The sequence below is a fragment of the Lichenicoccus sp. genome, from assembly GCF_965277665.1.
Lineage (GTDB): Bacteria > Pseudomonadota > Alphaproteobacteria > Acetobacterales > Acetobacteraceae > Lichenicoccus.
Genome location: NZ_OZ255835.1, coordinates 3,022,793 through 3,035,111, shown reverse-complemented (window position 1 = coordinate 3,035,111; position 12,319 = coordinate 3,022,793). Strand labels below are relative to the sequence as shown.

At 70.0% G+C, this 12,319-nt stretch carries 13 protein-coding genes; 5 read left to right on the top strand and 8 right to left on the bottom strand.

All coding sequences use genetic code 11. The annotated features are described in order from the left end of the window. Positions 1-13: 13 nt before the first annotated feature. Both ACQY4O_RS14135 and ACQY4O_RS14130 read left to right on the top strand, forming a co-directional pair. Positions 14-1,054 carry a hypothetical protein gene (locus ACQY4O_RS14135; RefSeq protein WP_428376992.1) on the top strand — a complete coding sequence of 347 codons (1,041 nt, stop codon included), beginning with the start codon at positions 14-16 and terminating at the stop codon, positions 1,052-1,054. Positions 1,055-1,148: 94 nt separating this feature from the next. Further along, positions 1,149-2,606, top strand: coding sequence for a mannose-1-phosphate guanylyltransferase/mannose-6-phosphate isomerase (locus ACQY4O_RS14130; RefSeq protein ID WP_428376991.1), 1,458 nt, complete (start codon positions 1,149-1,151; stop codon positions 2,604-2,606). A 280-nt stretch (positions 2,607-2,886) separates the two neighbouring features. On the opposite strand, the gene ACQY4O_RS14125 is transcribed toward ACQY4O_RS14130, so the two are convergent. From ACQY4O_RS14125 to trxB, 8 genes are all read right to left on the bottom strand, one after another. Continuing rightward, positions 2,887-4,032: a DUF1501 domain-containing protein gene (locus tag ACQY4O_RS14125; protein WP_428376990.1), complete on the bottom strand. Its 1,146-nt coding sequence runs from the start codon at positions 4,030-4,032 to the stop codon at positions 2,887-2,889. A gap of 4 nt (positions 4,033-4,036) precedes the next feature. Then, positions 4,037-5,476 carry a DUF1800 domain-containing protein gene (locus ACQY4O_RS14120; protein WP_428376989.1) on the bottom strand — a complete coding sequence of 480 codons (1,440 nt, stop codon included), beginning with the start codon at positions 5,474-5,476 and terminating at the stop codon, positions 4,037-4,039. A gap of 29 nt (positions 5,477-5,505) precedes the next feature. After that, a complete protein-coding gene (locus ACQY4O_RS14115; RefSeq protein ID WP_428376988.1) occupies positions 5,506-5,715 on the bottom strand; it encodes a hypothetical protein in 210 nt (69 codons plus the stop codon). A gap of 39 nt (positions 5,716-5,754) precedes the next feature. Beyond that, the gene (locus ACQY4O_RS14110; RefSeq protein ID WP_428376987.1) at positions 5,755-6,057 is read right to left on the bottom strand and encodes a hypothetical protein; all 303 of its coding nucleotides are present in this window, start codon (positions 6,055-6,057) and stop codon (positions 5,755-5,757) included. Between the two features lie 13 nt (positions 6,058-6,070). Continuing rightward, on the bottom strand, positions 6,071-6,283 hold the full coding sequence (locus ACQY4O_RS14105; protein WP_428376986.1) for a hypothetical protein: 213 nt from the start codon (positions 6,281-6,283) through the stop codon (positions 6,071-6,073). 38 nt (positions 6,284-6,321) lie between these two features. Continuing rightward, entirely contained in the window at positions 6,322-6,675 is a 354-nt protein-coding gene (locus ACQY4O_RS14100) for a hypothetical protein (RefSeq protein ID WP_428376985.1), read from the bottom strand. Positions 6,676-6,751: 76 nt separating this feature from the next. After that, positions 6,752-7,636: a LysR family transcriptional regulator gene (locus ACQY4O_RS14095; RefSeq protein ID WP_428378206.1), complete on the bottom strand. Its 885-nt coding sequence runs from the start codon at positions 7,634-7,636 to the stop codon at positions 6,752-6,754. A 93-nt stretch (positions 7,637-7,729) separates the two neighbouring features. After that, a complete protein-coding gene (trxB, locus tag ACQY4O_RS14090; RefSeq protein ID WP_428376984.1) occupies positions 7,730-8,713 on the bottom strand; it encodes a thioredoxin-disulfide reductase in 984 nt (327 codons plus the stop codon). A gap of 284 nt (positions 8,714-8,997) precedes the next feature. On the opposite strand from trxB, the gene ACQY4O_RS14085 reads away from it, so the two are divergent. From ACQY4O_RS14085 to ACQY4O_RS14075, 3 genes are all read left to right on the top strand, one after another. After that, complete coding sequence (locus tag ACQY4O_RS14085; RefSeq protein ID WP_428376983.1) at positions 8,998-9,465, top strand: Lrp/AsnC family transcriptional regulator; 468 nt, start codon at positions 8,998-9,000, stop codon at positions 9,463-9,465. 12 nt (positions 9,466-9,477) lie between these two features. Beyond that, complete coding sequence (locus ACQY4O_RS14080; RefSeq protein WP_428376982.1) at positions 9,478-10,608, top strand: glycosyltransferase; 1,131 nt, start codon at positions 9,478-9,480, stop codon at positions 10,606-10,608. 169 nt (positions 10,609-10,777) lie between these two features. Further along, entirely contained in the window at positions 10,778-12,259 is a 1,482-nt protein-coding gene (locus ACQY4O_RS14075; RefSeq protein WP_428376981.1) for a glycosyltransferase family 39 protein, read from the top strand. Positions 12,260-12,319: the final 60 nt, after the last annotated feature.

The following is a 12,319-nucleotide window of genomic DNA, read 5'->3' as shown; positions in this document are numbered from 1 at the left end:
CCTCGCCTACGCGGTGGCGCTGCATGCCGACTGGAGCGTGCAGGCGTCGAAACGCTGGATGACGATCGCACGCAGGTGCTGCGGCGGGTGGATCGTGACAGAACCCGAGCCGGTCGGCCCGGTCGATACGCTGCTCGCGCGGTTGCGCCGGCTGGCGGCGGACGCGGCGCTGCCCTCGGGTGGCGCGATCGCTTTCGGGATCGATTGCCCGCTCGGCCTGCCGAGGGCGTTCATCGCGCGGCATCCAGGCGTCGGCAGCAGTTTTCGCGATTTCCTCGGCATGCTGGCCGCCGGCAACGGCCTCGTCGGGTCGCCTTCCCCGCCTGAGTTCCTCGATGTCTGCGCCGCCTTGCACGAGGTCAGTGCGAAGCGGCCGTTCTATCCGCGGAGCGCGGTGCGCGGCATGAGCCGGGCTGCGCATGCGGCAGCTCTCGGGCTCGCCGGCGCCGGCGCGTTGCTGCGCCACTGCGACCGCGCCACAGCGACCCGCCCGGCAGGCGCGCCGGTGTTCTGGACCCTCGGCGCCAACCAGTCGGGCAAGGCCGCGATTGCCGCCTGGCGCGACCTGCTGCTGCCGGCCCTCGCGGCGGAGCCCCATCGGCTCCGGCTGTGGCCGTTCGACGGCACGCTGGCCGCCTGTGCCGCGGATGCGGCGGACCAGCCGGGCCTGGTGACGCTGGCCGAGACCTATCCGGCCGAGGCGCTCGACCAGCTCGGCTTGCGGATCGCGCGCAGCGGGCACGCCCCGGCCGTGCGCGGCAGCAAGCGGCGGCAAGCCGATCGCGCTGCCCTCGGGCCTGCCCTGCTGGCGTCGCTGGGCCGCTTCGGCGCGCTGGCGGATGACCGCCTTCGCGACATGGCGCTGGCGGGCTTCGGCAGCGACGCCGCCGGGGAGGATCGTTTCGACAGCGTGGCAGGCCTGCTGTGCGTGCTCTCGGTCCTGGGCGGCCAGCGCTGCGACCAAATTCCCGGCGATGCCTGGGTGCAAGGATGGGAAGGCTGGGTCCTCGGCCAATGCCTCGGCCTGCCCCGTCAAACGACAAGCGGCGCCTGATCGACCGGATCATGCTCCGGGGCCGGACAGTGGAAGCGGCGCCTGTGCGCCGCTATGATCGGGCCGCAAAGGCATGGCCGAGGGTCGTTACGTCATGGACAGTGTGCTTCAGCTTGCGACAAGCCCCGTCGACAGCGTCACCGTCGTTCCGGTCATCCTGTCGGGAGGCTCGGGCAGCCGGCTCTGGCCGGTCTCGCGCGCCAGCTTCCCCAAGCAGCTCTGGCCGCTGATCTCCGAGCGCTCGATGCTGCAGGAGACCGCCCTGCGCGGCGTCGGCCGGGGGTTCGCGCCTCCGATCATCGTCTGCAACCAGGAGCATCGCTTCCTGATCGCCGAGCAGATGCGCGAGGCCGGGATCGAGGGGGCGCGCATCGTGCTCGAGCCGGTCGGCCGCAACTCGGCGCCGGCGCTGGCGGCGGCGGCGCTGCTGGTGGCCGAGGAGAACCCGCAGGCGGTGCTGTGGATGATGGCCGCGGATGCGGCGATCACCAAGCCGGCGGCGCTCGCCGAGGCGGTGTCGGCCGCGGTCGCCGCCGCCATCAGCGGGCGGCTGGTGACGTTCGGCATGAAGCCGGTGCGACCCGAGACCGGCTACGGCTATATCGAGGCGGGCGCGCCGCTGCCCGGGCTGCCCGGCGTTCGCGAACTGACCGCGTTTGTCGAGAAGCCCGATGCCGCGCGAGCCGCCGAACTGTTCCAGACCGGCCGGCATCTCTGGAATTCCGGCATGTTCGTGTTCACCGCGGAGACGCTGCTGGAGGAGATGCAGCTCTATGCGCCGGCGGTGCTGGCGGCCGCGCGCAAGGCGGTGGAGGCGCGGACCAGCGACCTGCATTTCATCCGGCTCGATCCGGCAACGTTCCGGCAGGCGCCCGACATCAGCATCGACTACGCGGTGGCCGAGCACACCACCCGCGCCGCCGTGGTGCCCGCCGATCTCGGCTGGTCCGACGTCGGTAGCTGGGATGCGTTGTGGGAGATCAGCCCCAAGGACGAAACCGGCAATGTCGCCATCGGCGACGTGTTCCTGGAGCATACGAGGAACTGCTACGTGCGCAGCGACGGCATCGTCACCGCGGTGACCGGCATGCAGGATGCGATCGTGGTGGTGACCGAGGATGCGGTGATGGTCACGCATCGCGACCGCGCGCAGGACGTGAAGAAGATCGTCGAGCGGCTGCGATCGCACGGGCGGCACGAGGCGGTGGCGCATAATCGCGTGTATCGTCCGTGGGGCTTCAAGGAGAGCCTGACCGAAGGGGATCGTTTCCAGGTCAAGCGCGTGTTGATCTCGCCGGGCGCGCAGATCGCGATGCAGAAGCACTATCACCGCGCCGAGCACTGGATCGTGGTGGCGGGTGTCGCACTGGTGACGCGCGAGGGCGAGGAGACCCTGGTGCGCGAGAACGAGAGCATCTACCTGCCGCTCGGCTGCGAGCACCGGCTGGAGAATCCCGGGCGTATCCCGCTGACCTTGATCGAGGTGCAGTCCGGCCCGTATCTCGGCGAGGACGATATCGTGCGGTCCGGGGAAGGCGACGGCGACGGCTGAGGCTTAGCAGGCTGCAGAAAACCCAAGCAAGGGCTCCGCCCTTGACCCGCTGGGGCCTGAGGCCCCAGACCCGCTTTTTTCAAAGAAAGGATTTCAAAGGCTTGCCTTTGATGGGGTCCAGGGGCGAAGCCTCTGGCCTGCTTTCGTTTCGTGATGGATGCATCGTTGGCGAGCTTCTCCGCAACCTGCTAGCATGATCGGATTAAGATGCTCGCCAAAACAACGAGCTAAAGCTCTATCTGTGAACCAGTGTGAACCGATAATGCTCTAACCGGCCTCGTCAGGCCCGCACCAGGCCGGTGATCGGCCGGACCGGCGGTGCGGCCGGGAACAGCGCCCGTGCGACATGCTCCGGATCGAGGCCGAGGCTTTCCCCCGCCACGCCGGCGATTAGTGCGTCGAGGCTTGCGGTCGGTCGCAGGTCACGATCCTCGTACAGCTGGTTTGCGGCCAGACCCGGCCAGTCCGTGACCACCCGGCCGCCGCGCACGGCGCCACCCGCCAGCATCGCGACCGTGCCGGTGCCGTGATCGGTGCCGCCGGTTCCGTTCACCGCCGCGGTGCGGCCGAATTCGGTGGCGACCAGCACCGTCGTCTGCAGCCATACCGGCCCGAGTCCGTCTCGCAGCGCGGCCAGCATGGTGTCGAGCGCCTTGAGTTGCGCGGCAAGGCGCGGCGCCTGCGCGGTGTGGGTGTCCCAGCCGCCGGTCTCGATCATTGCGATGCGCGGACCGTTGTCCTGCGCGAGGAAGCTGGCGGACAGCCGGCCGAGGCTGGCCGGATCCTGCTTCGTCGCGCCATGACCCGCCAGCGTGGTGGCGTCCATCGCGGCTGCCCACAGCGGATGCAGTTGCGGGTCGGCATCGTAGAGCGTGGCGACCCGCGTCATCAGGTCATCGGACGCCTGCGGCAGGCCGGAGGGCGCGTACGACGTGACCGGCGCCCGCCCACGCAGCGCCATCGGCACCGTGGCGGCGATCGCGATCGCCTCATCCCGGGTCTGCGGCAACAGGGCCACCAGCCGGTTCAGCCAGCCATCCTTGACCTCGTAGGGATGCAGGCCGCCTGTCTCGAGGACGTTCTGGCCGTCGAAGTGCGACCGGTCGCGGTACGGCGACGCGACGGCATGGACGAACAGCGCCTGTCGCTGCGCATACATCCGACCAAGCTCGACCAGCGCAGGATGCAGCGCGAACAGGCCGTCGAGCTTGATCGCATCGGCGCCCCCGGCCAGACGGCCACGCAACGCGGCGTAGGCGGGGTCCCCGTACGGCCGCACGATGTCGAGCCCGTCGGCCGCGCCGCGCTGGATGACGAAGACGAAGCGTCGCTCGCTGGCGACATTGGCAAGTGCCAAATGCGGGCCGACCCAGAACGCTCCGGCACCCAGGGCGGCGAACGACAGGAACCGGCGGCGGACAAGCATCGGCCTATCTCCTGAGGAAGTCGGGCGAGACGAGCAGCAGCGCGAGCGCGCTGGCCGGGCTTTCGGAGCGCCCGACCTGCTCGGCGGTGGCAGCAGAGAGCGAACCGGGGATGATCCGCGCACCGATCGCGCGGGCATCGATCCGGTCGCCGAACGGGTCCGCGAGCCGCGATGCGAACTCCACCCGGCGCAGCAGCGCATCAGGCGCCGCCCAGCTCGCGGCGGTGTCGTCCCAGCCGGCCGGGGATCCCGGCTTCCAGACCGGCTGGCCCAGCTCCGACTGCACCCCGGCGAGCGGCATCGTGCCGGGCTCGGTCTGGTCGAGCCCACGCAGGGCCGAGATCGTCCATTCCCAGGGCGTCTTGAACTTCAGTGGCTGCGACGCCCAGGGTTCGGGAGAGCGGATCAGCGTCCGGTACACGCGGGGCAGGTCGCCGCCGGTGCCGGAGAAGGTCGCGGCCAGGCGTGCGACCAGCCGCGGCGGCGGCGTGTCGCCGGCGAAATGGCGTGCGAGCTTGGTGGCGATATGGGTCGCGCTGTGTGGCGAGCGGGCGAAATCGATCAGCGCCGCGCTTGCCTGATCCTCCCCGGCCTGGTCATAGGTCCGGCCCATGATCCTGCGCGCGCCGGCTTCGTGCCGCATCGGGCGGAAGGCGAAACGATCGGGATCACCTTCCGCCCCGTGGCCGCGTCCGAGCCCATCGACGGTCCAGCCGGTCAGCGCGCGCGCGAACTCGGTGACGTCCGTCTGGCTGTAGCCCGAGCGCACGCCCAGCGTGTGCAGCTCCATGATCTCGCGCCCGAGATTTTCATTGAGGCCGAGCCGGCGCCCCGACTCGCGTTGCTCTGCACGTTGCGCGGCGAGGCTGTCCGGGCCGATCGAGGTGATCTGGTTGAGGTAGATCAGCATCGCCGGATGCTGCTCGGCCGCCAGCAGCATGTCGGCAAACCGGCCCAGCACGTGCGGCCGGATGGCGTCGCGCTCGAACGCGCCGGCATAGGCGGCGATCTGCGGATTATCGACCGAGACGCAGAAATGGTTGGACCAGAAATGCACCATCCGTTCGACGAACGGCGCCGGCGTGACGAGCGCGCTCTGCGCACGGGCCTGGACGGCGTCCCGGTAGAGCGCATGGGTATCGCGGACGAACGCCTGGCGGCTTGCCTTCAGATCGGCGCTCTCGTCCTCGGCTCTTGCAAGCACTGGCGCCTTTGCAAGCACTGGGGCTTTTGCAAGCGCCGCCTGCCGCATGTCGCGTTGCTGCACGCGGTAGCGCTGTACGATGGCTCCGGCATCGGCGAGTGCCGCGTAGGCCGCCGGTCGCACGTCGAACCTGTCGAGCTGGCCGAGGAGCCAGCGTCGCGCGTCGACCGGTGGATCCTCATCCGCGCGCCCGCCGAGGCCGAAACGATTGAGGGCGATGGCCGCGGGCGAAAGAGGCATGAAAGCTTGTGTCATGGCTTGGTCACGGATCAGGCGGGTCGCATGACGTAATGGCCGGCGATCCAGACATAGCCCAAGCCGTTCCAGCGCCAGTGCGCGGGGCGCCAGACATAGTAGCCCGGCGGCGGTGGCGGCGCACGTTCGACGAGCGGCGCCGGGGCAGGTCCGGGAACGCCGGGTGGCGCATAGACGCATCCTGAGAGCGCTCCAAGCAGAAGCAGGGCGGCGCAAAATCGCATGTCGGCAAACTCCCTTACCAGATCAGCAACTCGACCGGTTCAGCCCCAGTGGCCAGGGACCCAGTACGGGCCGTTCCAGTGCGGCCGGATCCAGACCGGTCCGGCAACGACCGCGGGAGGCGCATAGACCACCGGCGGCCGCGCGACGACCACCGGTGGCGCCATGCCGACAACCACGCCGCGCGGAGCCCAGCCATAGCCACGGTGCCATCCCCAACCCGGGTGCCAGGCGTGATGCCAGCCCCAGGCGGCAGCCGGTGTCGGGATCGACAGGCAAGCCGTGGAAGCGGCGATGATGACGGCAGCAACGCCGAGCTGGGGGCGCCTGAATAGGGTTCTCATGTTCGGTTCCTCCTCACCAGACCCAGCAGCGGGCCGGATGGATGCCGCCATACGGGCCGATACGGCCGGGCCGGCAGGCGCAGCCATCAAGCGTCGCCAGCAGCAGCGCGGCGACCGCGATCGACATAAGGCGAGTGCGGTAAAGCGACATCATCGTTTTCTCCCGGAGCGTGACCCGATCGATCATGCTCACCGTGTTGGGTGTTTGATCGGCGGCAAGCGTCACATCGCGTCGCATTGCGATTAGTGTGACCGGACCCCGCGCTACTGGCTGGCCATTGCGTCGGCGGCCTGGCCGTGTCGAGCGGCGCGCTGCGCCTGCGTGAACTGCCTGACATCGTCCAGCGTGACGTAGCCCTTGTGGCCCACGTCGATCTCGTCGAAGTGGCGGCCGACCATCCGCATGCCGCCCGATTGCGCCTGGGACAGTGTCAGGTGTCCGTCATGCGACGTGTTCGCGGCATCGAACCGCGCCTGCAGGCGATGCGCGCCGGGCGCAGTCGGTGCTACCGCTGCTGATGACGCTGCGGGTGGCGTATCCTGCGCCGACGCTGTTCTCGCCAGTGGCGGCAGCATGACCAGGGCGGCTGCGAGCAGGCGTGTCGTGATGGGATGCATGACGATCTCCGTTCTGGTCTCCCTTGAACGGCGGTCGATCGGAAGTCCGTCGCGTGCTGCGGCTAAAAAATTGCCTCTAGCCGCGCGAGGCCATTTCCGAGAGCAGGAAGTCGCGGAACACGGCGACGCGCTTGGAGGTGCGCAGCTCTTCCGGATAGACGAAATACGCCTCGATCACCGGGGATTTCACCGCTGTGAGGATCTTCCTGATCCCGGGCCGGTCGTTGAGCATGTAGTGCGGCAGCGAACCGATCCCGAGGCCGGCCTCGATCGCGTCGGCCATCGCGGCGAGGTTGTTGACCTCGAGCGTCGACAGGCGCTTGGAGCCGTTCGGCCGGCCGGCGCCGGCGATCCAGTTGATGTCGGGCGACGGCGGGTGGTAGCTGCCGAACAGCACCAGCCGGTGGCGGTCGAGATCCTCGATCGCCGCCGGCGTGCCGCTGCGGTCCAGATAGGACTGCGCCGCGCAGATCGGCAGGTGGATATCGGCGAGATGGCGCTGCACCAGGTCGGGCTGCCGCGGCGGGTGCATGCGTATGGCGACGTCGGCCTCGCGCATGCCGAGGTCGAGATCGCCGTCCTCGAGGATCAGCGTCACGGTGATGTCGGGATGCGCCTCGAAGAAGGCGGGCAGCCGCGGCGTCAGCCAGGTGCCCCCGAAGCCGGTGGTGGTGGTGACCTTGAGCCGGCCGGCTGCCTTCTCCTTGCTCTCGGTCAGCAGCGCCTCGGTCATCGCCAGCTTGGCGAACACCTCGCGGACGGTGCGGTTCATCGCCTCGCCCTGCTCGGTCAGGATCAGCCCGCGAGCATGGCGGTGGAACAGCGGCACCTGCAGCGCCTCCTCCAGCGCCGAGATCTGCCGCGACACTGCCGACTGGCTGAGGTTGAGCACGTCCCCGGCATGGGTGAAGCTGCCGGCCTCGGCCACGGCATGGAAGATGCGCAGCTTGTCCCAATCCATGCTCATGTTGCGTCCATGCTCATGCTGTCTCGCTCACCCTGCCACGGTTCAACGCCGGTCGTCGGTCATAGGCACGATGTCGTTACCATGCCCTCATTCCGCGGCAAGGGCCTGCGCGGGACGAAGCTCCGCCAGGTAGCGCTCCGCCTCCAGCGCCGCCATGCAGCCGGTACCGGCGGCGGTGACCGCCTGGCGGAAGATCTTGTCCTGCACGTCGCCGGCGGCGAACACGCCGGGCAGCGAGGTCTGCGTGGTGCCGGCGCGGGTCACGATGTAGCCCTCGTCGTCGAGTTCGACCTGGCCGCGGAACAGCGAGGTGTTGGGCGTGTGGCCGATCGCGACGAAGACGCCGTCCAACGCGAGGCGGCGGCTCGCGTCGGTCGTGACGTCGCGCAGCACGATGCCACCCACCACCGGCGGGGTGCCGGTCTCGGTGATCTCCTCCACCACGCTGTTCCAGACCACCGAGATCTTCGGGTGTGCGAACAGCCGGTCCTGCAGGATGCGCTCGGCGCGCAGGCTGTCGCGGCGGTGGACCAGGGTGACGTGGTCGGCATGATGGGTGAGGTAGAGCGCCTCCTCGACGGCGGTGTTGCCGCCGCCGATCACCGCCACCCGCCTGCCGCGATAGAAGAAGCCGTCGCAGGTGGCGCAGGCCGACACGCCGGCGCCCTGCAACTTCTTCTCCGACGGCAGGCCGAGCCAGCGTGCCTGCGCGCCGGTGGCGATGATCACGCTGCGGGCGAGATAGATGTCGCCGGAGTCGCCGACCAGCCGGAATGCGGCACCGGGGGCGCGCGGTGCGGCGAGGTCGGCCTGCATGATCAGGTCGTGGATCATGCGGGTGCCGACATGCTCGGCCTGCTGGCTCATCTGCTCCATCAGCCAGGGGCCCTGGACCGCGTCGGCGAAACCCGGATAGTTCTCGACATCGGTGGTGATCATGAGCTGGCCGCCCGGCTGCAGCCCCGCGACCAGAACCGGCCGCAGATTGGCGCGCGCCGCGTAGATCGCCGCCGTGTAGCCCGCCGGACCGGCGCCGATGACCAGGATTTCGGTCGAGATGGTCTCACTCATGATCGAACTGAACTCCCGCGCGGCCCCCCATGCGGCCCCCCATGCGGCCCCTCGCGCGGCCCCTCGCGTGACCGAAGATATCGGGGGGATTTGCGGCGGTGCAAGCAAGATGCCTGCCGCGCACCGCCGGGGCCGGCCGGATTGGACGCGACAGGTCCGGCTTTGCGGCGTTCCGGGTTGCTGCCATATAGGCGGGGGTCCCGAACCGTTACCCCCGGTCATGCCGAATTCCGCTAGCCAGAGCGCCCAATGCTGTCTTATTTCGTTACAAAGCCAGTTCGATCGTGACCGAGCTTGATGCCATCGACCGGCGCATCGTGGCTGAGCTGCAGGAGGACGGCCGCATCACCAATGTGGAGCTGGCCCGACGCGCCGGGATCTCGGCGCCCCCCTGCCTGCGCCGGGTGCGGCGGCTCGAGGAGCTGGGCGTGCTTCGCGGCTATCACGGCGACAGCGATCCGCAACTGCTCGGCTGGGCGATCACCTTCTTCGCGCTGATCGGACTCGACAGCCAGAAGGACGCGGTGCTGGCCGGTTTCGAGGCGATGGCCGCCGAGTGGCCCGAGGTGCGCGAGTGCCACATGATCCGCGGCGGCGGCGATTTCCTGCTGCGCCTGGTCGCGCGCGACACGTCGCACGAGAACCAGCTCACGCGCCGGCTCACCGAGGCGGCCCATGTCAGCCGGGTGCAGACGCTGCAGACCATCCGCACGAGCCGCAACCTGGTCGGTGTGCCGATCGAACCACGCTGAGGACGGACGGCGATGTCAGCAACCCTGGACCGTCCGGCGGTGGTGGCCACAGGCCCGACGCTCAGCATCGTGGTGCCCTGCTACAAGGAGCGCGCCAACGTGCGTCCGCTGGTTGCAGCCCTGGAGGCGACGCTCGATCCGATCTTTCCGGGCGCCTGGGAGGTCATCTTCGTCGATGACGACAGCCCGGACGGCACCTCGGCCGAGATCCGCGCCCTGGCCTCGGGCGACATCCGCGTGCGCGGCCTGCGCCGGGTCGGCCGGCGCGGCCTGTCCTCGGCGGTGATCGAGGGTGTGCTGGCCTCCTCGGCGGAGGTCATCGCGGTCATGGATGGCGACCTGCAGCACGACGAGACGCGGCTGGTGCCGATGGTCGAGGCGGTCCGCTCGGGAGGCTGCGACATCGCGGTCGGCAGCCGGCATGTCGAGGGCGGCGACAATGCGGGGTTGAGCAACGCCTGGCGGCACCGCCTGTCGGACGGCGGCATACGCATGGCGCAGGCCATGCTGCCGGTGCGGCTCGGCGACCCGATGAGCGGCTTCTTTGCCTGCCGCCGCGACTTCTTCGATGCGCTGACCCCGCGCCTGAGCGCCACCGGCTTCAAGATCCTGCTGGACCTTGTCCTGACCGCGCGCACGCCGCCACGCGTGGTCGAGATCCCGTGCCACTTCAAGCAGCGCGCGTCCGGCGAGAGCAAGCTCGACGCCCTGGTGCTCGTCCAGTTCGTGGCGATGCTGCTCGACAAGGCGGTCGGCGGCTTGCTGCCGACCCGGTTCATCGCCTTCGCCTTGGTCGGCGCGGTCGGCGTGGCGATCAATATCGGCGTGCTCGATCTCGCCCGTTTCGCCGGCGCCCGGTTCTCCGAGGCGCAGCTGGCGGGAACCCTGGTCGCCATCGTCGCCAACTTCGCGCTGGATAATTCGCTGACCTATCGCGACCGGCGGCTGCGTGGCGGCCGGTTCTGGCTCGGACTGATGGTGTTCATGCTGGTCTGCTCGGCCGGGGCACTCGCCAATGTCGGCATCGCGCGCGCCCTGTTCCTCGCGCACCGGGGCTGGGGACCGGCCTCCGCCGCCGGCGCCGCGATCGGCGTGGTTTGGAACTATGCGGTGTCGTCGACCCTGATCTGGCGCCGCAAGTGAGCGGCTGTTTGCAGACACCTGCTGCTGGCGATCCGACGCGGCTTTCCTGTGCTCCGCTGCTCACGGCCAGACGGCCGCTGCGCTGCGGTGCTCGGAAAGCCACGCCGGCCGCGGCCCTTCAGGCCGCTCTCATCCAGCATCAGGCGTCTGCAAACAGCCTCTGAGCTTGATGGGCCGGCGACAGGGTCTGGGACGGCAGTGGATCGGCTTCTGGCTGCTGCTGGTCGGTCTGACCGCGGTTCGCCTGCTGGTCGCCGCACTGTCGCCGGTGTCGGCCGACGAGGCGTACTACTGGACCTGGTCGCGCGCGCTGGCGCCGGGCTATCTTGACCATCCGCCGATGGTGGCACTCTGGATCGCCGCGGGCACCCGGCTCTGCGGCGATACCGCGCTGGGCATCCGCCTGCTCGCCCCGCTCGCGGCCGCCCTCGGCAGCCTGCTGCTGGTTGCCGCGTGTCGCGATCTTCTGGGCCGAGGCTGCGACATCGGCTGCGGCATCAAGGCGGCCATCCTGCTGAACGCCACCCTGCTGCTGGGTGTGGGCGCGGTGACGATGACGCCGGACACGCCGCTGCTGTCCTTCTGGACCGCGGCCCTGGCGGCGCTGGGCCGGGTGGTCGCCACCCGCCGGGGCGCCTGGTGGCTGGCGGTGGGCCTCGCCACCGGGCTTGCGATGGACAGCAAATACACCGCGCTGCTGACCGCGGCCGGGATCCCGCTCTGGCTGGTCGCGACCGGCGAGGGCAGGCGCTGGCTGCGCACACCCTGGCCCTGGCTCGCAGCCGCACTCGCGCTGCTGGTGTTCGCGCCGGTGCTGGGCTGGAACGCGGACCATCGCTGGGCCAGCTTCGCCAAGCAGGGCGGACGCACCGGCGCGTGGCATCCGGGGCGGGCGTGGCGCACCCTGGCCGAACTGGTCGGCGGCCAGGCTGGGCTTGCGACGCCTGTGGTGTTCGTCCTGCTGGTCTGCGGCATCGGTCGGCTGGCGCGGCGTGTCCGCTCCGGTCCACCGGGCCATGCGTTGCTGGTGGCGGTGACGGTGCCGGCGGCGCTGGTGTTCGTGCAGCACGCCCTCGGCGACCGGGTGCAGGCGAACTGGCCCGGCCTGCTCTATCCGGCCTGCGCGATCGCCGCAGCACCCCTGGCCTGGCGCTGGTGGCGCGCCGGTACAGCCCTCGGCTTCGTGCTGACCGCGCTGGTCTATGCGCAGTCCGTGGCTGCTCCGCTGCCGCTGCCGCGCCGGCTCGACGTGACGCTGGTGCGCCTCGCCGGTTGGCAATCGCTCGCACGCGAGGCCGCCTCCGCGGCCGGCCCGGGCACGGCGCTGGTCGCCGATGAGTACGGCCTGGCCGCCGAGCTGGCCTTTGCGGCACCGGGTCGCGCGGTGTTCGCAGCCGAGCCGCGCTGGCGGCTGTTCGGGCTACCGCATCCGCCGGTCGGTGGCGTCACGATGCTGCTGGTCCGCAGCGCGCGGCGCAAGGATGCGCCCGATCCGCTGCTGTTTTGCACCGTCGCGCGGGTGGGGAGCCTGGCGCGCGGACGCGATGGCGTGACGGCGGAGCGCTACGACCTGTACCGGGTGACGCTGCGGACCGGCCTGCCGCCATCCCTGCAGAGCGAGGTGGCGGCGATGCCGGTCCCGCTGCGTTAGTCCCGGCTTAACCCTGCTCGGGCAAAGTGCCTGCAGGCGCCCCGCACGGGTCGTGACGGA